The organism is Agromyces sp. P2_B3, assembly GCF_056404815.1.
Map to the genome: position 1 here is coordinate 569,718 of NZ_JBFUDH010000002.1, position 21,637 is coordinate 591,354.

23 protein-coding genes are annotated in these 21,637 nt (G+C 72.0%); 14 read left to right on the forward strand and 9 right to left on the reverse strand.

What is annotated here, in order from left to right; all coding sequences use genetic code 11:
• Positions 1 to 83 precede the first annotated feature (83 nt).
• Genes AC1DZA_RS05485 through AC1DZA_RS05495 form a run of 3 tightly spaced genes read left to right on the forward strand, consistent with a single transcriptional unit; the run spans position 84 to position 2,590 of the window.
• Positions 84 to 1,052 (forward strand): EamA family transporter, encoded by a 969-nt coding sequence (locus AC1DZA_RS05485; RefSeq protein ID WP_476761952.1) that lies wholly within the window; start codon positions 84 to 86, stop codon positions 1,050 to 1,052.
• Between the two features lie 9 nt (positions 1,053 to 1,061).
• A complete protein-coding gene (locus tag AC1DZA_RS05490) occupies positions 1,062 to 1,949 on the forward strand; it encodes an LLM class flavin-dependent oxidoreductase (protein WP_476771987.1) in 888 nt (295 codons plus the stop codon).
• Positions 1,950 to 1,987: 38 nt separating this feature from the next.
• Positions 1,988 to 2,590, forward strand: coding sequence for a hypothetical protein (locus AC1DZA_RS05495; RefSeq protein ID WP_476761950.1), 603 nt, complete (start codon positions 1,988 to 1,990; stop codon positions 2,588 to 2,590).
• Positions 2,591 to 2,626: 36 nt separating this feature from the next.
• Here the strand turns inward: AC1DZA_RS05495 and AC1DZA_RS05500 are convergent, their stop codons facing one another.
• Positions 2,627 to 3,022 (reverse strand): thioredoxin family protein, encoded by a 396-nt coding sequence (locus AC1DZA_RS05500; protein WP_159607261.1) that lies wholly within the window; start codon positions 3,020 to 3,022, stop codon positions 2,627 to 2,629.
• 135 nt (positions 3,023 to 3,157) lie between these two features.
• Between AC1DZA_RS05500 and AC1DZA_RS05505 the strand changes: the two genes are divergently transcribed.
• Entirely contained in the window at positions 3,158 to 4,126 is a 969-nt protein-coding gene (locus AC1DZA_RS05505; RefSeq protein WP_476771988.1) for an alpha/beta fold hydrolase, read from the forward strand.
• Positions 4,127 to 4,179: 53 nt separating this feature from the next.
• Here AC1DZA_RS05505 and AC1DZA_RS05510 read toward each other — a convergent pair whose 3' ends face one another.
• Positions 4,180 to 4,992, reverse strand: coding sequence for a glycosyltransferase family 2 protein (locus AC1DZA_RS05510; protein ID WP_476771989.1), 813 nt, complete (start codon positions 4,990 to 4,992; stop codon positions 4,180 to 4,182).
• A 196-nt stretch (positions 4,993 to 5,188) separates the two neighbouring features.
• Here AC1DZA_RS05510 and AC1DZA_RS05515 point away from each other — a divergent pair, with 196 nt between their 5' ends.
• The 4 genes from AC1DZA_RS05515 (at position 5,189) to AC1DZA_RS05530 (ending at position 9,570) form a co-directional block, all read left to right on the forward strand.
• A complete protein-coding gene (locus AC1DZA_RS05515) occupies positions 5,189 to 6,757 on the forward strand; it encodes a M28 family metallopeptidase (protein WP_476771990.1) in 1,569 nt (522 codons plus the stop codon).
• An 86-nt stretch (positions 6,758 to 6,843) separates the two neighbouring features.
• Complete coding sequence (locus AC1DZA_RS05520) at positions 6,844 to 7,638, forward strand: fructosamine kinase family protein (RefSeq protein ID WP_476771991.1); 795 nt, start codon at positions 6,844 to 6,846, stop codon at positions 7,636 to 7,638.
• 72 nt (positions 7,639 to 7,710) lie between these two features.
• Positions 7,711 to 8,931, forward strand: coding sequence for an LLM class flavin-dependent oxidoreductase (locus AC1DZA_RS05525; protein ID WP_476771992.1), 1,221 nt, complete (start codon positions 7,711 to 7,713; stop codon positions 8,929 to 8,931).
• 9 nt (positions 8,932 to 8,940) lie between these two features.
• Positions 8,941 to 9,570, forward strand: coding sequence for an FMN reductase (locus AC1DZA_RS05530; RefSeq protein ID WP_476761944.1), 630 nt, complete (start codon positions 8,941 to 8,943; stop codon positions 9,568 to 9,570).
• A 61-nt stretch (positions 9,571 to 9,631) separates the two neighbouring features.
• On the opposite strand, the gene AC1DZA_RS05535 is transcribed toward AC1DZA_RS05530, so the two are convergent.
• Positions 9,632 to 10,099 carry a DedA family protein gene (locus tag AC1DZA_RS05535; protein WP_476771993.1) on the reverse strand — a complete coding sequence of 156 codons (468 nt, stop codon included), beginning with the start codon at positions 10,097 to 10,099 and terminating at the stop codon, positions 9,632 to 9,634.
• A gap of 74 nt (positions 10,100 to 10,173) precedes the next feature.
• A complete protein-coding gene (locus tag AC1DZA_RS05540; RefSeq protein ID WP_476771994.1) occupies positions 10,174 to 10,380 on the reverse strand; it encodes a dodecin family protein in 207 nt (68 codons plus the stop codon).
• Positions 10,381 to 10,584: 204 nt separating this feature from the next.
• On the opposite strand from AC1DZA_RS05540, the gene AC1DZA_RS05545 reads away from it, so the two are divergent.
• The gene (locus tag AC1DZA_RS05545; protein WP_476771995.1) at positions 10,585 to 12,675 is read left to right on the forward strand and encodes a glycosyltransferase; all 2,091 of its coding nucleotides are present in this window, start codon (positions 10,585 to 10,587) and stop codon (positions 12,673 to 12,675) included.
• A 30-nt stretch (positions 12,676 to 12,705) separates the two neighbouring features.
• Here the strand turns inward: AC1DZA_RS05545 and AC1DZA_RS05550 are convergent, their stop codons facing one another.
• Positions 12,706 to 12,897, reverse strand: coding sequence for a DUF5302 domain-containing protein (locus AC1DZA_RS05550; protein WP_159606259.1), 192 nt, complete (start codon positions 12,895 to 12,897; stop codon positions 12,706 to 12,708).
• A 346-nt stretch (positions 12,898 to 13,243) separates the two neighbouring features.
• Between AC1DZA_RS05550 and AC1DZA_RS05555 the strand changes: the two genes are divergently transcribed.
• Entirely contained in the window at positions 13,244 to 15,532 is a 2,289-nt protein-coding gene (locus AC1DZA_RS05555) for a polyribonucleotide nucleotidyltransferase (RefSeq protein ID WP_476771996.1), read from the forward strand.
• A gap of 84 nt (positions 15,533 to 15,616) precedes the next feature.
• Here AC1DZA_RS05555 and AC1DZA_RS05560 read toward each other — a convergent pair whose 3' ends face one another.
• The 3 genes from AC1DZA_RS05560 to AC1DZA_RS05570 all read right to left on the reverse strand — a co-directional run bounded on the left by AC1DZA_RS05560 (position 15,617) and on the right by AC1DZA_RS05570 (position 17,005).
• Complete coding sequence (locus tag AC1DZA_RS05560; RefSeq protein ID WP_476771997.1) at positions 15,617 to 15,829, reverse strand: hypothetical protein; 213 nt, start codon at positions 15,827 to 15,829, stop codon at positions 15,617 to 15,619.
• A gap of 2 nt (positions 15,830 to 15,831) precedes the next feature.
• Positions 15,832 to 16,482, reverse strand: a complete 651-nt coding sequence (locus tag AC1DZA_RS05565; RefSeq protein ID WP_476771998.1) for an ArsR/SmtB family transcription factor — start codon at positions 16,480 to 16,482, stop codon at positions 15,832 to 15,834.
• A gap of 64 nt (positions 16,483 to 16,546) precedes the next feature.
• On the reverse strand, positions 16,547 to 17,005 hold the full coding sequence (locus AC1DZA_RS05570; protein ID WP_476771999.1) for an Lrp/AsnC family transcriptional regulator: 459 nt from the start codon (positions 17,003 to 17,005) through the stop codon (positions 16,547 to 16,549).
• Between the two features lie 166 nt (positions 17,006 to 17,171).
• Between AC1DZA_RS05570 and pdhA the strand changes: the two genes are divergently transcribed.
• The 4 genes from pdhA to AC1DZA_RS05590 are packed head-to-tail and all read left to right on the forward strand — an operon-like array spanning position 17,172 to position 21,132.
• A complete protein-coding gene (pdhA, locus tag AC1DZA_RS05575) occupies positions 17,172 to 18,320 on the forward strand; it encodes a pyruvate dehydrogenase (acetyl-transferring) E1 component subunit alpha (protein ID WP_476763590.1) in 1,149 nt (382 codons plus the stop codon).
• On the forward strand, positions 18,317 to 19,327 hold the full coding sequence (locus AC1DZA_RS05580) for an alpha-ketoacid dehydrogenase subunit beta (RefSeq protein ID WP_476763591.1): 1,011 nt from the start codon (positions 18,317 to 18,319) through the stop codon (positions 19,325 to 19,327). Before pdhA ends, AC1DZA_RS05580 begins: the two co-directional genes overlap by 4 nt.
• A 5-nt stretch (positions 19,328 to 19,332) precedes the next feature.
• Positions 19,333 to 20,796 (forward strand): dihydrolipoamide acetyltransferase family protein, encoded by a 1,464-nt coding sequence (locus tag AC1DZA_RS05585; RefSeq protein ID WP_476772015.1) that lies wholly within the window; start codon positions 19,333 to 19,335, stop codon positions 20,794 to 20,796.
• A gap of 27 nt (positions 20,797 to 20,823) precedes the next feature.
• The gene (locus tag AC1DZA_RS05590) at positions 20,824 to 21,132 is read left to right on the forward strand and encodes a 4a-hydroxytetrahydrobiopterin dehydratase (RefSeq protein WP_476763034.1); all 309 of its coding nucleotides are present in this window, start codon (positions 20,824 to 20,826) and stop codon (positions 21,130 to 21,132) included.
• A 57-nt stretch (positions 21,133 to 21,189) separates the two neighbouring features.
• Here AC1DZA_RS05590 and AC1DZA_RS05595 read toward each other — a convergent pair whose 3' ends face one another.
• On the reverse strand, positions 21,190 to 21,618 hold the full coding sequence (locus AC1DZA_RS05595; protein ID WP_476772000.1) for a cupin domain-containing protein: 429 nt from the start codon (positions 21,616 to 21,618) through the stop codon (positions 21,190 to 21,192).
• Positions 21,619 to 21,637: the final 19 nt, after the last annotated feature.

Here is a 21,637-nt window from a genome sequence, read left to right on the forward strand (position 1 = left end):
CATCCGGAACCGGTAGCGTCATCAGCATAACGGTGTTCGCCCATGACGGCGGCGAGTTCCATGAACTTTCGGGGGAGGCAGTCGTGCGCAACTCGCGGGGCATGCTCGGCATCGCACTCGGCCTGGCGGCGGGCCTCGCCTTCGGCGCCGGCGGGGTGTTCGTGAAGCCGCTCCTCGAGAGCGGCTGGTCGCCCGGCGCCGCGGTGCTGGCGCGCATCTCGGTCGCCGCCGTGATCCTCGCGGTCCCGGGCCTCGTCGCGCTGCGCTTCGACCTCCGGCCGCTGTGGCGGGCGCGCTGGACCGTGTTGGTGTACGGGCTCGTGGCCGTCGCCGGCGTGCAGTTCGCGTTCTACGCGTCGCTCGAGCGTATCCCCGTCTCGACGACGCTCCTGATCGAGTACCTCGCGCCCATCGCGCTCGTCCTCTTCGCCTGGCTGCGCACCCGCCGCCGGCCGCAGGCGATCGTGCTCGCCGGGTCGGTGCTCGCCATCGGCGGCCTCGTGCTCGTCATCGGGCCCGGCGGTGGATCGCTCGACCCGCTCGGCCTCGCGTTCGCCGCGATCGCCATGATCGGCGTCTGCGTCTACTACGCGATCGGTGAGCGGGCGGCCGAGCAGCTGCCGCCCATCGCGCTCGTCGCCGCGGGCTTCGTGGTCGGCGCGGTGGCCCTCGCCATCACGGGCGCCGTCGGACTGCTGCCCATGGAGGCCGTGTTCACCGAGGTGCCGTTCCTCGGCGGCAGCGCCCCGTGGTGGGTGCCGCTCGTCACCGTCGGGGTCGTGTCGACCGCCTTCGCCTACGTGGCCGGCATCGCCGCGATCGGCATGCTCGGCTCCCGGCTCGCAGCCTTCCTCGGGCTGTCCGAGGTCGTCTTCGCGGGGATCGTCGGCTGGCTCCTGCTCGGGGAGGCGCTCGGGCCCGTGCAGATCCTCGGCGGGCTGCTCATCCTCGCCGGCATCGTCTGCGTGCGCCTGGAGCGCCACGCGATCGAACCGTCCCTGGCCGTCGAACTCGGGGGCGAGCCCGTGCCGACCGGATCGCGTCGCCCGTAGGCTGGCCCCATGCGCTTCGGCATCGTCATCCTCCCGCAGTACGACTGGCCCGAGGCCGCCCGCCGCTGGCGCGGCGCAGAGGAGTACGGCTTCGACCACGCCTGGACCTATGACCACCTCGCGTGGCGCGGGCTCGCCGGCGAACGCTGGCACGCCACCGTCCCGACGCTCACGGCCGCGGCGACCGTGACGAGCCGCATCGGCCTCGGCACGTTCGTCGCCTCGCCGAACTACCGCCATCCGGTGCCCTTCGCGAAGGACATCGCCACGGTCGACCAGATCTCGGGCGGGCGGATGCTGCTGGGCCTCGGCTCCGGCGGCACCGGCTTCGACGCCTTCGTGCTCGGCCAGCCCGAGCTGACGCCTCGCCAGCGGTTCGCGCGGTTCGCGGAGTTCGCCGAGGCGCTCGACGTGCTGCTCCGCTTCGAGCCTCCCGGCTCGGGCGGCATCTCGTTCGAGGGGGAGTGGTTCACCGCGTCGGGCGCCCGCATGGTCGGCGAGCCGACGCAGCATCCGCGGATGCCGCTGCACCTCGCCGCCGACGGGCCGAAGGGCCTGGCGCTCGCCGTGCGCATCGCCGACGGCTGGGTGACCACCGCCGGCGCCGACGACGACACCGCGGCGTGGTGGCGCACCGCCGGAACGCTGGTGCAGCGCCTTGACGAGGCCTGCTCCGACGCCGGTCGCGACCCGGCCACGATCAGCCGCACGCTGTCGCTCGACGCCGAGGCCCGCTACAGCCTCGCGAGCGTCGGCGCCTTCGAGGACGCCGTCGGCCGGGCGGCCGAGCTCGGCTACACCGACGTCGTCGTGCACTGGCCGCGCGAGCACGGCCTGTACGCGGCCGACGAGTCGGTGCTCGACGAGGTCGCCGCTCGCCTGCCCGCCCTGCGCTGACGACGGCCGGAGCCCGTGCGGGCGATAGCCTGATCCCCATGCCCGCGCCCCGTTCCAAGCCGCTGCTCGCCTGGGAGCCGCTCCCGTTCCTCGTGCTCGTCGGGCTGCTCCTCCTCACCGGGTGGATCCGTCCCGACGGCCCGCCGGCGGCGTTCTGGCTGCTCGTGGTGCTGGTGCTGGCGGCGCTCGCCTGGCTCGTGGTGTCGCTCGTGCGGGCGAGCCGGCGGGCCAACCCCGACCAATGGGGCGACCTCGCGACGCTCGAGGGCCTCGACGTCGTCGACGCGCCGCACCGGAACAGCGAGGTGCGCACGGTCGTGCCCGTCGAGGACGCCAACCGCCACCAGGCCGCGATCGAGCTGGCGCGCCTGTATGGCGGGACCGAGCAGCACGCGGTGCTCGTCCCGCGCGCCAACCGGTGGCTCTCGCGCCGCTACCGCATCGGCGTGCAACTCGTGGGCGGCGATCGCCCGCGTCACGCCGGCTTCCTCGGCACGGCGGCCTCCGAGCGCTGGGTGGAACTGCTCGACGGGCTCCGCCAGCGCGGCACGTTCGTGCGGGTGCCGGCGATCATCGTCGGCGACTCGCGGCCGCACAAGGTCGACCTCGACCTCAGCGGACTGGGCGCGCTGGAGGGATGACGCCCTGCCGGCGGCATCCGTCGACGCAGGCGCCGATCAGCGCTCGGTCTGCGACGAAGTCATGGCCTGCTCGGTCTCCTGCTGCGCGAGCTCGGCCCGCACCGCGTCCATGTCGAGGGCGCGCACCTGCGAGATCAGGTCGTCGAGCATGGGACGGGGCAGGGCGCCCGCCTGGGCGAACACGCCGATGCCGTCCTTGAACGCCATGATCGTGGGGATCGACGTGATGTTCATGGCGGCGGCGAGCTGCTGCTGGTCCTCGGTGTCGACCTTCGCGAAGGTGAAGTCGGGATTCGCCTCGGAGGCCGCCTCGTAGTTGGGGGCGAACTGCATGCAGGGGCCGCACCAGCCGGCCCAGAAGTCGACGAAGACGGTGCCGCCTTCGAGGATCGTCCGCTCGAAGTTGTCGATGGTCAGCGCCACGGTAGCCATCCGTCCACCCTACGTCGGGTCGCTGGGCACCCGGCCGGTGTTCGCTGTGGGCGACCTGGGTGCCGGATGCCGCGGCGTCGGCGGCGCTCGCGCATGCGCACGCGCGCGGAGCCACGACGACGCTATCGTGATCACGTGGTCGCATTCGGAGGAGTGCTGGGATCGTTCCGACGGCGCGGCCCGTCGCCCGACGTCGCGTCGGACACGACGGATGCCGCGGCCGCTGCGCGCGCCCGCGATGCGGCGATCCCCGACCTCGACTGGCGCGCCTTCCCGCCCGGCACCGAGGTCACGAGCTTCGCGGCGCCGAGCGGTACCCTCGCGCGCGTCGCGCTCGGACCGGTCGACGGGCCTCGCGTCGTGCTCGTGCCGGGCGCCACCGGTTCGAAGGAGGACTTCGTGCTGATGATGCCGCAGTTCGCCGCGGCGGGATACCGGGTCGAGTCGTACGACCTGGCCGGGCAGTACGAGTCATGGGCGGCTGGGCCATGGAACCTCCAGCCGCCGCGCACCCGGTACGACGAGCGCCTGTTCCTCGACGACCTCCTCGCCGTGCTCGACGACGGCGCGGGCCGCGCCCACGTGCTCGGCTACAGCTTCGCGGCGACCCTCGCCGAGCTGGCGCTGCTCGCCCGGCCCGACCGGTTCGCGAGCCTCACGCTGCTGAGTGCGCCGCCCGAGCCCGGGCAGGCGTTCCGCGGCGTCAAGCGCATCGGACCCATCAGCGCCGTCACCACACCCCGCCAGGGCGCGGCGCTCATGCTCTGGGGCATCCGGAACAACCTCAACCGGGTGCCGCCGCAACGCCTCGCGTTCGTGCGCGAGCGCTTCGCGCTGACCCGGCGGGAGAGCGTCGACGACATCATCGCGCTCATGATGCGCACGCCCGACCTGCGCGTGCAGCTCGCCGCCTCGCCGGTGCCGAAGCTCGTCGCGGTCGGCGAGCACGACCTGTGGCCGCGGGAGCTCCACGAGCGCTTCGCGCGGTCGATCGGTGCGCGCTTCGCGGTCTACCTCACGGGGCACAGCCCGTGCGAGACGGCACCGCACCAGCTCGTGCGCGACATGACGGCGCTCTTCGAGGAGGCCGGCGTCACGCCGTAGGGGCGCCGCGCCGCACGGGCGCCGCCCGGCTCGAACGCCGCACGACCCGCGTCTCACGCGGCCAGCGGCGCGTCGCCCTCGGGGTTCACGTCGGCGACCTCGGCGAGCACCGTTCCCGTTGCGGTGCGCGAGGTGACCGGCCGGTCGCGACGGCGCTCGATCCGCCGCCGGAGCGGCGGCCACGCCCGCCATTCGACGCCAAGCGTGTGGAAGGCCATGCGCACCCGCCGCGAGATCTCGGGGAGGCTGTCGAACGGCCGCGCCGACACGCCCACGAGAAGGTCCCGGTCGTGCACGACGGTCATGCCGGGCCGCAGCCACCACGCGAGGTCGAGGTCGTCGTGCACGTCGGCCCGGTCGCGGTGCACGAGGTCACGGAGCTCGAGCCACGCACTCGACCGCATCGCGTAGTTCGACCCGTAGACCGGCGGATGTCCGAGCAGGGCGCCGACCACGACGAAGTAGCCGCCGATGTAGAGGTTCCTCGCGATCCACCGTCGGGGGCCGGTGCCGCCGTAGAACACGCCGGTGCCGGTCACCACGGTCGGAAGGTCTGGGAGCGACATCCGCCGCTCGACCTCGGCGAGCCACCCCGGGCCCGGGATGCTGTCGGCGTCCAAGCGCGCGAGGAGGTCGCCGGATGCCGCGTCGAAGCCCGCCGCGGTCGCCGGCCAGATGCCGCGCACCGGCTGGGTGACCACGCGCGCGCCCGCGGCCCGCGCCACTTCGGCCGTGGCATCCGTGGAGCCGTTGTCGACGACGATGACCTCGTCGGCGGGGCGCACCTGGTGCGCGAGTGCGTCGAGGCACGCCGAGAGGAAGCCCGCGTCGTTCAGGCTCGGAATGATGACCGAGATGGTGCCCATCACCGGCGAGTCTAGCCACGAGACGCCGCGGTGGCGCACGATTCGTGCGTGGTGGTCGCGGATGTCGCCCTTGGGGCTTCCCCACGCACATAGCCACCGCATAGGCTCTGCCCCCAAATGGGTGTCGACCGATGCCACCCATACGGAAGGGAAGACGATGTACCCATCTGCCACACTTTCCAGACGCGCCAGGACGTTGGCGATCGCGACCGCGACCGCCGCCGGGCTCGTGCTCGTGCCGGCCGGGATGGCCATGGCGGCGCCCGCGTCGCAGGGCTGCGACCAGCGCACGAACAACACGTACGACAAGCTCCTCGGATGCGTCACCGTCGACGGCGTCCTCGAGCACGAAGCGGCCTTCCAGGCCATCGCGGACGCCAACGGCGGCACCCGCGCGGCCGGCACCCAGGGCTACACCGAGAGCGTCGAGTACGTGGTCGACACCCTCACCGCAGCCGGGTGGAACGTGGAGCTCGACGAGTTCGACTTCACCTATGTGCCGCCGCCACTGCTCGAGCAGCTGACGCCGACCCCGCCCGGGCCGGTCGAGTACGACTCGGGCGTCTTCACGGGCACCGGCTACGGGGAGGTCACCGGCAACGTGATCCCGGTCGACATCGTGACCGCGCTCCCTCGCGATCCCGTCACCAGCGGATGCGAGGCCTCCGACTTCGCGTCACTGGACTTCAGCGGCCCGAACGACATCGCGCTCATTCAGCGCGGCACCTGCGAGTTCGGCGTCAAGGCCACGAACGCGCAGACGGCCGGCGCCGAGGCCGTGATCATCTTCAACCAGGGCAACACCGAGCTCCGCTCGGGCCTCGTCACCGGCACGCTGTTCGGCATCAACCAGACGCCGCTGAACATCCCCGTCGTCGGGGCGAGCTATGCCGACGGCGCAGCGCTTGCGCAGGCCGGATCGACCGCGCACATCGTGGTCGACTCGCCCGAGTTCCGTCCGCAGGTCAACGTGATCGCGGAGCTCCCCGGCAAGAACGACGACAACGTCGTCATGGCGGGCGCGCACCTCGACTCCGTGCAGGCGGGTCCCGGCATCAACGACGACGGCAGCGGCTCGGCTGCGCTGCTCGAGGTGGCCCAGCAGATGTCCAAGCTGAAGCCCGAGAACACCGTGCGCTTCGCGTGGTGGGGCGCCGAGGAGAGCGGGTTGCTCGGCTCGACCGCCTACGTGGCCGACCAGGTCGAGTCGGGCGGGATCGACGACATCGCGCTGTACCTCAACTTCGACATGATCGCATCGCCCAACTTCATCTACATGGTGTACGACGGCGACGAGTCGGGCTTCCCGGCCCCGGTGGTCGTGCCCGAGGGCTCGGTGCAGATCGAGGACCTCTTCGAGAGCTACTTCACGAAGATGGGCATTCCGTACGACGACGCGGAGTTCAGCGGCCGCAGCGACTACCAGGCGTTCATCCAGAACGGCGTCCCCGCCGGCGGTCTGTTCACGGGCGCGGAGGTGCCGAAGACCGAGGAGCAGCAGGCGATCTGGGGCGGCGTCGCCGGTGAGCAGTACGACCAGTGCTACCACCTCGCGTGCGACGACATCGAGAACCTCTCGCTCGAGGCACTCGACGTGAACACCGACGCGATCGCGACGGCCGTTCTCACGTACGCGTACTCGACGGAGTCGGTGAACGGCGTCGTGGGCAAGCGCGTGCCGGGCAACTTCACCCTCCCGGCTCCGGTCGGACCCGAGGGCACGGTCGGCAGCGACGGTGGGCACTCGCACGACTCCCTCGACTGAGTCGGCGTGATCCACGGGCGGAGGTGCCGATCGGCACCTCCGCCTCGTCGTGCCGGTGAACCATGCGCCGCCGCGTGAGCGGGCGGATGCGCCACACTGGTCGGGTGGAGACGGTGGTGAAGCGGCGACCGGATGCCCCCGAGGGCTTCTTCGAGGCGGAGGCCGCCGGGCTCGCGTGGCTGGCGTCGGCGGGCGGCGTGCGCACCGCCGCGGTGGTGTCCGTCTCCCCGGGGCGGATCGAGCTCGAGCGGATCCCCGAGACCCGGCCGACGGCGTCTGCGGCGGCGGAGTTCGGCGCGTCGCTCGCGAGGACGCACGCCGCCGGGGCGCGGGCCTTCGGCGTCGGGCCCGAGCCGTGGCGGGGCCCGCTCTTCATCGGTCGCCGCCCGCTGCCCGAGGCCCTGGAGCCCACCTGGGGCCGCTTCTACGCACGCGACCGGGTCCTCCCGTACCTCGAGGTCGCCGTGCAGGCGGGCAACGTCACGGCGTCGGAGGCCGCACTCGTGCGCCGGGTGGCGGAACTCATCGCGACGGGGGCGTTCGACGACGACGAGCCTCCGGCCCGCATCCACGGCGACCTCTGGAACGGCAACGTGCTGTGGTCGCCCGAGGGCGTGGTGCTGATCGACCCCGCTGCGCACGGAGGCCACCGCGAGACGGACCTCGCGATGCTCGCGCTGTTCGGCTGTCCGTTCCTCGCCGACGTGCTCGAGGCCTACGATCGCGCCCGGCCGCTGCGCCCCGGCTGGCGCGACCGGGTGCCGTTGCACCAGTTGCATCCGCTCGCCGTGCACGCCGCGGGCCACGGCAGGGCCTACGGCGTCGAGCTCGCCGAGGCCGCCGACGCGGTGCTGGCACTCGCCTCACGAACGCGGGAATAGTCGGCGGAGGACATCCGTTCCATCCATTGCATGCAAACGCATGAAGTAAGACGAGGAGCCCAGGAGGGCGAGATGCAGTTCGGAATCTTCACCGTCAGCGACATCACACAGGACCCGACGACCGGTCGAACCCCGACCGAGGCCGAGCGCATCCAGGCCACGCTGACCATCGCCAAGCACGCCGAGGAGGTCGGGCTCGACGTCTTCGCGCTGGGCGAGCACCACAACCCGCCGTTCTGGTCGTCGTCGCCCACCACGACCCTCGCGTACATCGCCGGACAGACCTCCACCCTGCAGCTCTCGACCGCGACGACCCTCATCACCACGAATGACCCGGTGAAGATCGCCGAGGACTTCGCGATGCTCCAGCACGTGTCGAGCGGCCGTGCCGACGTGATGCTCGGCCGCGGCAACACCGGCCCCGTCTACCCGTGGTTCGGCAAGGACATCCGCCAGGGCCTGCCCCTCGCCATGGAGAACTACGAGCTGCTCCACCGCCTCTGGCGCGAGGACGTCGTCGACTGGCAGGGCAAGTTCCGCACCCCGCTGCAGGGCTTCACCTCGACGCCCCGACCCCTCGACGGCGTGCCCCCGTTCGTCTGGCACGGTTCCATTCGCACCCCCGAGGTCGCCGAGCAGGCCGCGTCGTACGGCGACGGCTTCTTCGCGAACCACATCTTCTGGCCGGCGTCCCACACCCAGCGCATGATCGCCCTCTACCGCCAGCGCTTCGAGCACCACGGCCACGGCACCGCCGCGCAGGCGATCGTCGGGCTCGGCGGCCAGGTCTTCATGCGCAAGAACTCGCAGGACGCGGTGAGGGACTTCCGCCCCTACTTCGACAACGCCCCGGTCTACGGCCACGGCCCGAGCCTCGAGGACTTCACCCAGCAGACGCCGCTCACCGTGGGCAGCCCGCAGGAGGTCATCGACCGCACACTCGGGTTCCGCGACTACGTCGGCGACTACCAGCGCCAGCTCTGGCTCCTCGACCACGCCGGCCTCCCGCTGAAGACCGTGCTCGAGCAGCTCGACCTGCTCGGCGAGGAGGTCGTGCCCGTGCTGCGCCGCGAGTTCGCGAAGAACCGCCCGGCCGAGGTTCCGAATGCCCCGACCCACGCCTCGCTCGTCGCGGCGAAGTACGGCGACCAGGCGCCTCGTCAGGCGACCCCCAACGCCAATCGCGGTGACAACCTCGCAGGGCCCTCGCCCTACCAGGACGCGGAGGCCGTGCCGGCCGCGCCCGCAACCGTCAAGACCGGCTCGGCCTTCGGCCCCGCCGCAACCCGATAGGAGCTCCCGATGACCACCAAGCGCATCGTCGTCATCTCGTCGGGCCTCTCGACGCCGAGCTCGACCCGGCAGCTGGCAGACCGGCTCGCGGCGGATGCCGCCGGCCTCCTGCAGGAGCGCGGCGTCGAGGTCGAGGTGCAGACCTTCGAGCTGCGTGACCTCGCCCACGACATCACCAACCACCTGTTGCTGGGGTTCGCCCCGCCGAAGCTCGAGGCGGCACTGGAGGCGGTCGCGTCCGCCGACGGCCTGATCGCCGTCACGCCGATCTTCACCACGAGCTACGCCGGCCTGTTCAAGTCGTTCATCGACGTCGTCGACCCGCAGGCGCTCACCGACCTGCCGGTGCTGATCGGCGCGACCGGCGGGACCCCGCGGCACTCGCTCGCGATCGACTACGCGATCCGTCCGCTGTTCACCTACCTGCACGCGGTGCCGGTGACCACCGGGGTGTACGCGGCCACGAGCGACTGGGGCGACGGCGGCGACGGCGTGCGCTCGCTGCCCGACCGCATCTTCCGTGGAGCGAGGGAGTTCGCCGACCTGGTCGAGCGCACCGATCGCTCCGACCTCCTGAACGACCCGTTCGCACTCGAACGGCCCACGGGGCACCTCATCGGCGGGCTTGCGGGGGAGTGACGCAGGGCCACGGCTGACGGATGCCGCGACGCGACCAGGTTGCGCCGCGGCATCCGTCGTCTCACCATCGTGCTCGTCGCGTCCCGGACCGCCGTCGGGCCGCGAACGACAGGGGCAGGTAGCGACGCAGCGGCACGCGTCCCGCGCCGGCGGCGAGGTTCACCGCGATCCGCGCGAACGGCACGTAGCGGGCCGTGAAGACGAGCACGGCCGTGCGGCGGTGCACGGTCGCCTGCACGCGTGCGATCGAACGGCCGATGCGTCCCCCGCGCTGCCACCGCCAGCGGTCGAGGCCCACGCGCCGTCCGATGACGTAGCAGAGCCCGTCGCCGACGACAGCCCCGGCCGCGGCGGCGACGAGCACGCCGGCCAACGGTGGAGCGCCGGTGACCGCCCAGAGGGCGCCGAGCGCGACCACCGCGGTCTCGCTCGGCAGCACGACGAGGAAGGCGTCGCCCACCACGAGGGCGAACAGCGCGGGAACGAGCCACGCGGACGCCGCGAGGTCGGTGATCCAGGCGTCGTCCACCCGCCCGTTCTATCCCGCCCGGATGAACGTGGGTCGACGCTCGCGCGTCGGGTCGGGGTCGTCGGACGAGCGGGTCAGTCGTCGAGCACGAAGCTGACCTCGAGGGTCACGGACCATGCCGTGATCTTCCCCTCGGCCGCCTCGACCTTCTGCTCCTTGACCCACGCGCCGCTCACGTTGCGGAGCGTCTGCGCGGCGCGGGCGACACCGGTCGCGACGGCGTCCTCGAAGCTCGTCTCCGAGCGGACGGTGATGGTGGTGACCCGGGCGACTGATGACATGGCGTTCCTCCTCGAACGGTCGGGCGTGCTTCAACGCCAATGCTCCTCCGTTCGTCCGGCCGGCACGAGGGGTTGACGGTCGGATGCCGCGAGCCGACTCCGTGGCGACGCGTCGGCGAACGGCATCCGACCAGACGATGAATCCTCGGTTCGGAGGGCGGTTCCGGTGCCGCGGGAACGCCGGGTGCCCCCACGCTTGGAGTCGTGAAGGTCGCACTCCTCGCGGAATCGTTCCTCCCGCACATGAACGGCGTGACGCACTCCCTCCTGCAGGTGCTGCGCCACCTCGAGCGTCGTGGCCACGAGTCGGTGGTCGTCGCCCCACGGTCGGGCCCGATCGACCAGTCGCTGTTCGGCGCCCACGCGGTGCTGCTTCCCTCCATGCCCCTGCCGAGCTATCCCGACGTGCGCGTCACGCTCGCGAGCGTCCATCGGCTGTCGGCGGTGCTCCGCGAGCACGAGGTCGACGTCATGCACCTCGCATCGCCGTTCGTGCTGGGCTGGCGGGGGCTCGCGGCCGCCGAGCCGCTCGGCGTGCCGTCGGTGGCGGTCTACCAGACCGACATCCCGTCGTACGCCGAGCGGTACGGGATCCCGGGCGCCGCCCCCGCGCTCACCCGCCACCTGGGTCGCCTGCACCGTCGCGCCACCGTCACCCTCGCGCCCTCGAGCTCCGCCGTCGAACGGCTTGCGGCTGCGGGCGTGCCCGACGACCAGGTGCGGATCTGGCGTCGCGGCGTCGACACGGCCAGGTTCACGCCCGCCCGACGCGACGCGGAATGGCGGCGCCACGTCGCGCCCGCAGGTGATGTCGTCGTCGGCTACGTCGGTCGCCTCGCACCCGAGAAGCAGGTCGAGGACCTGCGGGCCATCGCGGATCTGCCGAACACCCGACTCGTCGTGATCGGCGACGGCCCCTCGCGGCCTACGCTCGAGCGCATGCTGCCGAACGCCCGATTCACGGGCTTCCTCGGGGGCGACGCGCTCGCCGTGGCCATGGCCAGCCTCGACGTGTTCGTGCATCCCGGCGAGAGCGAGACCTTCTGCCAGACCATCCAGGAGTCGCTCGCGAGCGGCGTGCCCGTGGTCGCCACGGGACGGGGCGGACCGCTCGACCTCGTGCGGTCGAGCGTCGACGGCTGGCTCTACCGACCCGGCGACCTCGTCGAGTTCCGCGAGCGCGTGCGCGACCTCGTGGGCGACGATGCGAAGCGGCGCGCCTTCGGCCTCCGCGCCCGCCAGGCCGTGCAGGGCCGGGGCTGGGACGTGCTCGGCGACGAGCTCATCGATCACTACGAGCAGGTGATCGCGGCGCACGGCGGCGTGGCGGGCACCCCGTCCACGGCCCGTGGCACCGCCACGACGAGCCGACGCGGGCGAGCGACGGATGCTCCGAGCCGACTGCGTGCGGCGGGTTCCGCGACGACCGCGCGATCGCGCCCGGGACTGCTCGAGGGCGCGAGGGCGGCGGCGGCATCCGATGCGTCCCCGGCCGCGCCGCCGTGGCGACGGTACGTCGCGGTCGGCGATTCGCTCACCGAGGGGCTCTGCGACGACTCCCGCATGGCGGCCGGGGAGTTCCGCGGGTGGGCCGATCGGCTCGCCCTGCTCCTGGCACTGGCGAGCCCCACGGCCGACCCCGTGGCCTACGCGAACGTCGCCGTGCGCAGCCGGAAGGTGGCGGACGCGATCGACGTCCAACTCCCGCTCGCGGTCGCCCAGGGGGCGGATCTCGTGAGCGTGCTCATCGGCGCGAACGACCTGGTCGGGGTCCGGCCGGATGTCGCGGGCCTCGCCGCGGGGCTCTCCGACGCGGTGGGCGCCGTGCGGGCGAGCGGCGCCGACGTGCTGCTGGTGACGCCGTTCATGCCGATGCGACCGGCGTCGCGGCTCTTCGAGGCGCGGTTCGCGGACTTCGCCGGCCGCCTTCGCGTGATCGCCGACGAGCACGGCGCGATGCTGCTCGACGCGCGATCGTGTGGCGAAGTGGTGCACCGCCGCAGTTGGGCGGCCGATCGCGTGCACCTCGACTCCAGCGGGCACCGTGCGCTCGCGTACGCCGCTGCGCACGTGCTCGGGGTTCCCGATGCGACGGAGCTCGGCGCGCTCGAGCGCGCCGTCCACGACGACGACGGGGCGGTCGCCAGGCCGGTGGGCGATGCCGAGTGGCTCGCCCGGCATGCGGCGCCCTGGCTGATCAGGCGGCTGCGAGGGCGCGCCGCGGGCGACGGCCGCGATCCGAAGCGGCCGGTGCTCCTGCCGGTGTCGACGGCGCCGGAGATGGGCAGCCGCTGACCGTCCGTCGCATCGGCGCGCGCCGGGGGATCAGCCCGACTTGCGGCGGAACTCGCGCTTGTGGTCGGCCGGTCCCTGGGTGTGCTGGGCGCCGCCGCCGCCGTCGAGGTGCGACTCGCCCTCACGCTGCTTCGAGGCCTTGTTCTTGCGGTCGAGGGCCTCGCGGAACTTGCGCTTCGTCTCCTCTGAGGGGCCGGGGGTGCTCTGCTCGTCGGACGTCATGCCTTCGAGTCTGGCACGGATGCCGCGGGCCGACGACGCGCGCGACCGCGCCGGGTCGCGGCGCGAGCGCGCGACATCCGCCGCCGATCGGCCGAAAAGCCCCGCTCTGCTAGGCTGGAACCGGCGGCCCGATGGGCTGCCGAGCACACTGGAGCAGGCCGGCAGGAAGCTGGTCCCCTGTGGTGGATCACCAACGGCGTCGCGCGGAGCGCAGGCGGCGGGTGGTGGACTTCTACTGGTGGCCAGCGTGAGCGCATCGGCTGATGCGTTTCGTAATGCCTGTTCCTGCTCCTGAGTATGAGTCGCGCCCACACGGGGAGCGACGTAAAACAAAGGAGAAGACCTCTTGGAAGGTCCTGAGATCACGTTCGCCGAAGCCGTCATCGACAATGGCAGGTTCGGCACCCGCACCATCCGCTTCGAGACCGGCCGTCTCGCCCAGCAGGCCCAGGGCTCTGCCGTCGCCTACATCGACGAGGAGACCATGCTGCTCTCGGCGACCTCGGTCTCCAAGCAGCCGAAGGAGCACTTCGACTTCTTCCCGCTCACGATCGACGTCGAAGAGCGCATGTACGCCGCCGGCCGCATCCCCGGCTCGTTCTTCCGTCGCGAGGGCCGCCCCTCGACCGAGGCGATCCTCACCTGCCGCCTCATCGACCGCCCCCTGCGCCCCTCGTTCGTCGAGGGCCTCCGCAACGAGGTGCAGGTCGTCGTCACGGTGCTCGCCATCGAGCCCGACGAGTACTACGACGTGCTCGCGATCAACGCCGCGTCGCTCTCCACGCAGCTCTCCGGCCTGCCCTTCTCGGGCCCGGTCGGCGGCGTGCGCGTCGCCCTCATCGACGGCCAGTGGGTCGCGTTCCCGAAGTACTCGCAGATCGAGGAGGCCGTGTTCAGCATGGTCGTCGCCGGTCGCGTGGTCACCGAGGCCGACGGCTCGCAGGATGTCGCGATCATGATGATCGAGGCCGAGGCCACCGACAACGCGTGGAACCTCATCAAGGCCGGCGGGGTCAAGCCCGACGAGACCGTCATCGCGCAGGGCATCGAGGCGTCGAAGCCGTTCATCAAGCAGCTCGTCGAGGCGCAGCAGTCGGTCGCGAAGACCGCCGCCAAGCCCACCGCCGACTACCCGACGTTCCCGCCGTACCAGCAGTCGACGTACGACGCCGTGGCCGCCTCCGCCTACGAGGAGCTCAAGGGCATCTACCAGATCGCCGGCAAGACCGAGCGCCAGGACGCCGACGACGCGCTGAAGTCGCGGGTCAAGGCCGAGATCGCGGCCAAGGTCGAGAGCGGCGAGCTGCCCGAGTCGGCCAACGCCGAGGTCTCCGCCGCCTACAAGTCGGTCACGAAGCTCGTGGTGCGCTCGCGCGTCCTCGAGGAGGGCGTGCGCATCGACGGTCGCGGCCTCGCCGACATCCGGCCGCTCGACGCCGAGGTGCAGGTCGTGCCCCGCGTGCACGGCTCGGCCATCTTCCAGCGCGGTGAGACCCAGATCCTGGGCGTCACCACGCTGAACATGCTGAAGCTCGAGCAGCAGATCGACTCGCTGAGCCCGGTCACCAAGAAGCGCTACATGCACAACTACAACTTCCCGCCCTACTCGACCGGTGAGACCGGCCGGGTCGGGTCGCCGAAGCGTCGCGAGATCGGGCACGGCGCACTCGCCGAGCGCGCCCTCGTGCCGGTGCTGCCCACGCGCGAGGAGTTCCCCTACGCCATCCGCCAGGTGTCCGAGGCGCTCGGCTCCAACGGCTCGACGTCGATGGGCTCCGTCTGCGCGTCGACGCTCTCGCTGCTGAACGCGGGCGTGCCGCTGCGTGCACCCGTCGCGGGCATCGCGATGGGCCTCATCTCCGACACGGTGAACGGTGAGACCCGCTACGCGGCGCTCACCGACATCCTCGGTGCCGAGGACGCGCTCGGCGACATGGACTTCAAGGTCGCCGGCACGTCGGAGTTCGTCACGGCGATCCAGCTCGACACGAAGCTCGACGGCATCCCCGCGTCGGTGCTCGCCGGCGCGCTGACGCAGGCGAAGGATGCGCGCACGACCATCCTCGCCGTGCTCAACGCGGCGATCGACGGCCCCGACGAGATGGCCCCGACCGCGCCCCGCGTGATCTCGGTCCAGATCCCCGTCGACAAGATCGGTGAGCTGATCGGCCCGAAGGGCAAGACGATCAACGCGATCCAGGACGAGACCGGCGCCGACATCTCCATCGAGGAAGACGGCACCGTCTACATCGGCGCGACCGACGGCCCCTCGGCCGAGGCCGCCCGCGCCCAGGTCAACGCGATCGCCAACCCGACCAACCCCGAGGTCGGCGAGCAGTTCCTGGGCACGGTCGTGAAGATCGCCGCCTTCGGCGCGTTCATCTCGCTGCTGCCCGGCAAGGACGGCCTGCTGCACATCTCCGAGGTGCGCAAGCTCGCCGGTGGCAAGCGCGTCGAGAACGTCGAGGACGTGCTCGGCGTCGGCCAGAAGATCCTCGTCGAGATCACGAAGATCGACGACCGCGGCAAGCTCTCGCTCGCCCCGGTGCTGGCCGAGGACGCCGACACCGACGGTCGCGACGCGACCGGCGCGCACACCGACGCACCCGCAGAGGGTGCCGACGTCGACGCGTAGGTCGTCGCTGCACAGACGGATGCCCCGCCCGATTCGTTCGGGCGGGGCATCCGTCGTCTCCGCTTCGCTTTCGTGCGGTCGTGCCTACAGCAGGCCGTAGGTCGACGACCGGAACGTCGCGTCGCGTTCGGCGAGCGCCGCTTCGGCGGCGGCCCGGGCTTCGAGCCGACGCAACAGGCGGTCGCGGTCGTTGCGGCGGGCGGCTCGCTGCATGCCCCAGCTGGCGAGGCTGAGACCGCTGCGCACGGCCCACTCGGCCACCAGGCCGGTGTTGGGGGAGAGGAGTGCGGTGTTCATCGTCATCCCTTCGAGGAGTCTTCGGTCGGCTCCCCGCGCACGAGCGGGAAGGCGTTGATCTGGATCTGCACCGGGCGGGAGCCCGGCGTCGGGGTGCGCTTGTACGCGTCGATGTAGCGCATGAGCACGGCGTCGATGTCGGCGACGAGTGCGCTGAGTTGTTCGGGCGTGAGACGCAGATTGATGGTGTCGCTCGTCGCGATGTCGAGCCACTCGTCGCCGAAGACGGCGTCGCCCTCGGAGACGAACTCGTGGAAGTTCTGGTCTCGGGTCCGGAGCCACTCGTCCTCGACGAGCCGGACCGCGAGACGCTCGGCGCTGCCCGGCGGCAGCGACCGGGCGTCGGGGATCGCGATGGAACCGGGCGTGCGCTCCCACCATCGTTCCCTGCCTTTCCCGCGCGTCGTGTCCTCACGGACGAGGCCGGTGCGCTCGAGCTGGCGGAGGTGGTAGCTCGTGGACCCGCTCGATTCGCCGAGACGTTCGCCCAGCCCGCTCGCGGTCAGCGGGCCGTACGCCGAGAGCTCGTCGTAGATGCGCACGCGCAACGGGTGCGCGAGCGACTTCAGGCTGTCGGTCGTGATGAGGTGATCGACGCCGGGATGACGGAGGCTGCTCGGCTGTGACTGAAGGTCGTCGGGGTCCTTGCTCATGTTGCAAAGATAGCGCTGCAAAGAAACAGTTGCAAGGTTTTCTTTGCATAAATCTGTTTGCAACTCAGCGCTCGAGGAGTGGCGCCAATCTGAACGGGATGAGCTCGCCCATCGCGAGCGACGTCTCGGTGCGCTCGACGCCCTCGATCGCGAGGATCTCGCCGTCGATCCGGAACAGGTCGTGCGCGTCGCGGCAGACCACGCGCACGAGCAGGTCGACCGAGCCCGACAGGCCGTGCGCCTGGATCACCTCGGGGATGCCGGCGATCTCGGCCACCACGTCGGCGAGCTGCTTCTGGCGCACGTGCACCGACACGAACGCCTCGAGCGGGAAGCCGAGGGGGGCCGGGTCGATGCTGCGTTCGAACGACAGGAAGGCACCGGATGCCTCGAGCCGCGACATCCGCGCCTGCACGGTGTTGCGCGACAGCGCGAGCCGGTCGGCGAGCGCGACGACGGTCGCCCGGGGGTCGGCAGCCAGTGCGATGAGCAGGGCACGGTCGACCGCGTCGTAGCCGTTCATATCGCCACACGATAGCACCGGAACTCGGGATGCAACTTGGCAACATGCTCAACGCGTCCGCGCATACTTGAGCTGAGTGCAAGATCGACGTACGCTCACGGTATCCGGCAGAGTCGCCGGGCGCGGGTCGCTCACGAGGCGGGCCCGCCGAACGCGAGGATCGACGATGACCCCATCCGACCGAGACGCCACCGGGCTCCTCACCAAGCCCGACCATTTCGTGCAGCTCATCACCCCCACCGGCGAGCGCCGTGCCGACGCCGAGCACGACCCCTGGGTCGCCGACGTCGACGCCGCCGCCCTCGGCCGCCTCTACCGGGACATGGCCATCGTGCGCCGGCTCGACGCCGAGGCGACGGCCCTGCAGCGCCAGGGCGAGCTGGGACTCTGGCCGCCGCTCGCCGGGCAGGAGGCCGCGCAGATCGGCTCGGCCCGCGCCCTGCGTGACGACGACTTCGTGTTCACGAGCTACCGCGAGCACGCCGTGGCCTGGTGCCGCGGCGTCGGACCGGCCGAGCTGCTCACCGTGTGGCGCGGCTCCGCCTCCTCCGGGTGGAACCCGTACGAGCACGGCATGGCCGTGCCCCAGATCATCATCGGTGCCCAGGCGCTGCACGCCACCGGCTGGGCGATGGGCGCGGCCTGGGAGGGCACGGATGCCGCGAGCGTCGCGTACTTCGGCGACGGCGCGACGAGCGAGGGCGACGTGAACGAGGCCCTCGTCTTCGCGGCGAGCTTCGACGCGCCGGTCGTGTTCTTCTGCCAGAACAACCAATGGGCGATCTCGGAGCCCGTGGGCCTGCAGTCCAAGCAGCCGCTCGCCCGTCGCGCCGACGGGTTCGGCATGCCGGGCATCCGCGTCGACGGCAACGACGTGCTCGCGGTGCTCGCCGCGACCCGCATCGCGCTCGACCGCGCCCGACGTGGCGGCGGCCCCACCTTCATCGAGGCCGTGACCTACCGGCTCGGCCCGCACACCACGGCCGATGACCCCAAGCGCTATCGCACCGACGACGAGCTCGCCGAATGGGGTGCTCGCGACCCGCTCACCCGTCTGCTCGCCCTCCTCGGCACCCTCGGCGTCGACACCGACGGCCTCCAGCGCGACATCGCCGACGAGGCCGGGCGCGCCGCCGCCGAGCTCCGCGCCGCCGTCACGACGATCCCCGACCCCGAGCCGATGACGGTGTTCGACCACGTCTACGCGGAGCCCAACACGCACCTCGCGCGCCAGCGCGAGCACTACGCGCGCTACCTCGCCATGTTCGACGAGACGGATGCCGCGGCATCCGGAGCTGCAGGAGGCGCCCGATGACCACGCTCACCCTCGGGAAGGCCCTCAACGCCGGCCTCCGGCGCGCCCTCGCCGCCGACGACAAGGTCGTGCTCATGGGCGAGGACATCGGCACACTCGGCGGGGTCTTCCGCATCACCGACGGACTGAAGGCGGAGTTCGGCGCGAATCGCGTGGTCGACACCCCGCTGTCGGAGGCGGGCATCATGGGCACCGCCGTGGGCCTGGCCTATCGCGGCTTCCGGCCCGTCGTCGAGATCCAGTTCGACGGGTTCATCTACCCGGGCTTCGACCAGATCGTCGCCCAGGTCGCGAAGCTGCACTACCGGTCGCGCGGCAACGTGCGGATGCCGATCACGATCCGGGTGCCGTTCGGCGGCGGCATCGGCGCGGCCGAGCACCACTCCGAGTCGCCCGAGGCGTACTTCGCGCACACGGCCGGCCTCCGCGTCGTGGCGTGCTCGAACCCCGCCGACGCGTACGTGATGATCCAGCAGGCCATCGCGAGCGACGACCCGGTGCTCTTCTTCGAGCCGAAGCGCCGCTATCACGTGAAGGGCGAGGTCGACGAGACGGCGAGCCTGGCCGACGCGAAGCCCATGGGGGTCGCCTCGGTCGTGGCATCCGGCACCGACGTGACGCTCGTGACGTACGGCGCGCTCGTGCAGACGGCCCGAGACGCCGCCATCGCCGCGGCCGAGGACGGCGTCTCGATCGAGGTCATCGACCTGCGCTCGCTCGCTCCCGTCGACTACGCGACCGTCGAGGCGTCGGTGCGTCGCACGGGCCGCCTCGTCATCACGCACGAGGCCGGACAGCAAGGGGGCGTCGGCGCCGAGCTCGCCGCGAGCGTCACCGAGCGGTGCTTCGAGTTCCTCGAGGCCGCACCCGTGCGCGTCACGGGCCACGACATCCCGTACCCGCCCGCGAAGCTCGAACGGCATCACCTGCCCGACCTCGACCGCATCCTCGACGGGGTCGACCGCGTGCTCGGCCGCCCGAACTCGCTGAGCGGGGTGGAGGCGTGAGCGCCATGATCCGGGAGTTCCCGTTGCCCGACCTCGGCGAGGGCCTCACCGAGTCCGAGATCGTCGCCTGGCGGGTCGCGGTCGGCGACCGGGTCGAGCTGAACCAGATCATCGCCGACGTCGAGACGGCGAAGGCGGTCGTCGAGCTGCCGTCGCCCTACGCCGGCGTCATCACCGCGTTGCACGCGGCCGAGGGCGAGACCGTGAACGTCGGCGCACCGCTCTTCTCCTGCGACACCGGCGACGGTGCGGCGACGGATGCCGCGGCCTCGAGCCCCGCGTCCGCGTCCGCCGAGGCCCCGGCCGCCGCCCGGACCGACGACGTCGCGCCCGCTTCCGCCGCGGCGGAGCCCGAGCGCGACGCCGCACCCGGTCCGAACCTCGTGGGCTACGGCGCCCGTGACGAGGGCGGCCCAAAGCGGCGTGCCCGCCGCGCGAGCCTCGCCGCCGACCTGGTGCCCGAGCCGCCGGCATCGGGCGGCACCATCACCGACCTCGACGCCGCGCCGGCGGCCGGGGGTCGGGAGCCCGCCACGACGACGCCGTCCCACCTGTCCACCGGCGCGCCCGAGCGCCCGCGGTCGACCCCGCCCGTTCGCAAGCTCGCGCGGGACCTCGGCATCGACCTCGCCACCGTCAGCGGCACGGGGGAGCGCGGGCTCATCACCCGCGGCGACGTCGAGGCAGCGGCATCCGGCGCCACCGCCCCGGCGCACGCCCCCGACGTCGTCGCCGCGAGCGGGCCGGCAGGTGGCGACGGGACAGGCCTCGAGGAGACCCGCATCCCGATCAAGGGCGTGCGCAAGCACACCGCCGCCGCCATGGTGCGCAGTGCCTTCACCGCGCCGCACGTGACCGAGTTCCTCACGATCGACGTGACGGCCACGATGGAGCTCCTCCGCGGCATCCGTGACGACCGCGCCTTCGCGGGGCACAAGGTGACGCCGCTCACGGTGGTGGCGAAGGCCGTGTGCATCGCCGCCCGTCGCACCCCCGAGGTGAACTCCCGCTGGGACGAGGACGCCCAGGAGATCGTGCGCTTCGGCGGCGTGAACCTCGGCATCGCGGCGGCGACCGGGCGGGGCCTCGTGGTGCCCAACGTCAAGCGCGCCGAGCGGATGACCCTCATCGAGCTCGCCGACGCGATCGCCGCGCTCGCCGAGACCGCACGTGCCGGGCGCACGCAGCCCGCCGACCTGAGCGGTGGCACCCTGTCGATCACGAACATCGGCGTCTTCGGGATCGATGCCGGCACGCCGATCCTGAACCCGGGGGAGGCCGCGATCCTCGCCATGGGCGCCGTGCGACGCCAGCCGTGGGAGCACCGCGGCGAGATCGCCCTGCGCGAGGTCATGACGCTCTCGCTGTCGTTCGACCACCGGCTCGTCGACGGCGAGCAGGGGTCGAGGTTCCTCGCGGACATCGGCGCCATCCTGCGCGAACCGGGTCTCGCCCTCACGATGGCGTGATCACCGCATCGGCGGGAGGATGGGCGCATGCATGATCCGCGCGTCATCCTCTCGCCGGCCGAGACCGGCTCCGAACTCGACGGGTCGGGGTTCACCCACGAAGACCACCTCGTCGGGGCGTTCCGCACCGCCGACTTCGCGAGCGCGGTGCGCCTGCTCGACGCGGTCGCGCTCGAGGCGGATGCCGCGGACCACCACCCCGACGTGCACCTCGGGTGGGGGCGCATCTCGTTCGAGCTCAGCTCGCACGACGTGGGCGGCGTGACGAGCCGCGACGTGGCGCTCGCGCGACGCATCCGCGAACTCGCCGACGAGCAGGGCGCGAAGCCCGTCTGAGCCCGCCGCTGCGACGGCGCTGCTCCCAGGTGGCGGGGCGCGCGGGGGGCGGCGCCGCTACCAGGGCGCGGGGCGCTCGGTGTCGCGGGTGCTGTCGTCGGGGAAGTGCGGCAGCTCGGAGCCGCCGGCGCGGATGCACAGCCAGCGCAGCTGCTCGGCGCTCTCGGGCGCGCACCGCCAGGTGCGCCACACCCCCTGTCCGACCCGCACGACCGTGCCGGCGCCGACGTCGACGACGTCGTCGTCGAGACCCATCTGCCCACGCCCGTCGAGGAAGACGTAGACCTCCTCGATGCGCGCGTGCATGTGCCAGTAGCCCGCCTCCTCGCCCGGCTCGAGCGCGTTGGCCGTCATGCCGATGTACTGCATGGTCAGGTCGTGGTCGATCACGCGTCGGCCGTCGCGCGAACTCTCGGGCCGGAATCCGCCGTAGTGGCCGCGCCACTCGTCGAGTCCGCCCATCTCCAGCACCTCGTAGTCGCTCACGCCGCCACTGTAGCGGCGG

What these genes read in the sequence shown, in the direction of transcription:
- AC1DZA_RS05500 (WP_159607261.1), bottom strand. Translation starts at nt 3,022, where the DNA reads ATGGCTACCGTGGCGCTGACCATCGACAACTTCGAGCGGACGATCCTC.
- AC1DZA_RS05570 (WP_476771999.1), bottom strand. Translation starts at nt 17,005, where the DNA reads ATGAACGGCTACGACGCGGTCGACCGTGCCCTGCTCATCGCACTGGCT.
- AC1DZA_RS05565 (WP_476771998.1), bottom strand. Translation starts at nt 16,482, where the DNA reads ATGAGCAAGGACCCCGACGACCTTCAGTCACAGCCGAGCAGCCTCCGT.
- AC1DZA_RS05510 (WP_476771989.1), bottom strand. Translation starts at nt 4,992, where the DNA reads ATGGGCACCATCTCGGTCATCATTCCGAGCCTGAACGACGCGGGCTTC.
- AC1DZA_RS05590 (WP_476763034.1), top strand. Translation starts at nt 20,824, where the DNA reads ATGCATGATCCGCGCGTCATCCTCTCGCCGGCCGAGACCGGCTCCGAA.
- pdhA (WP_476763590.1), top strand. Translation starts at nt 17,172, where the DNA reads ATGACCCCATCCGACCGAGACGCCACCGGGCTCCTCACCAAGCCCGAC.
- AC1DZA_RS05550 (WP_159606259.1), bottom strand. Translation starts at nt 12,897, where the DNA reads ATGACGTCCGACGAGCAGAGCACCCCCGGCCCCTCAGAGGAGACGAAG.
- AC1DZA_RS05525 (WP_476771992.1), top strand. Translation starts at nt 7,711, where the DNA reads ATGCAGTTCGGAATCTTCACCGTCAGCGACATCACACAGGACCCGACG.
- AC1DZA_RS05495 (WP_476761950.1), top strand. Translation starts at nt 1,988, where the DNA reads ATGCCCGCGCCCCGTTCCAAGCCGCTGCTCGCCTGGGAGCCGCTCCCG.
- AC1DZA_RS05560 (WP_476771997.1), bottom strand. Translation starts at nt 15,829, where the DNA reads ATGAACACCGCACTCCTCTCCCCCAACACCGGCCTGGTGGCCGAGTGG.
- AC1DZA_RS05580 (WP_476763591.1), top strand. Translation starts at nt 18,317, where the DNA reads ATGACCACGCTCACCCTCGGGAAGGCCCTCAACGCCGGCCTCCGGCGC.
- AC1DZA_RS05530 (WP_476761944.1), top strand. Translation starts at nt 8,941, where the DNA reads ATGACCACCAAGCGCATCGTCGTCATCTCGTCGGGCCTCTCGACGCCG.
- AC1DZA_RS05520 (WP_476771991.1), top strand. Translation starts at nt 6,844, where the DNA reads ATGCGCCACACTGGTCGGGTGGAGACGGTGGTGAAGCGGCGACCGGAT.
- AC1DZA_RS05490 (WP_476771987.1), top strand. Translation starts at nt 1,062, where the DNA reads ATGCGCTTCGGCATCGTCATCCTCCCGCAGTACGACTGGCCCGAGGCC.
- AC1DZA_RS05540 (WP_476771994.1), bottom strand. Translation starts at nt 10,380, where the DNA reads ATGTCATCAGTCGCCCGGGTCACCACCATCACCGTCCGCTCGGAGACG.
- AC1DZA_RS05585 (WP_476772015.1), top strand. Translation starts at nt 19,333, where the DNA reads ATGATCCGGGAGTTCCCGTTGCCCGACCTCGGCGAGGGCCTCACCGAG.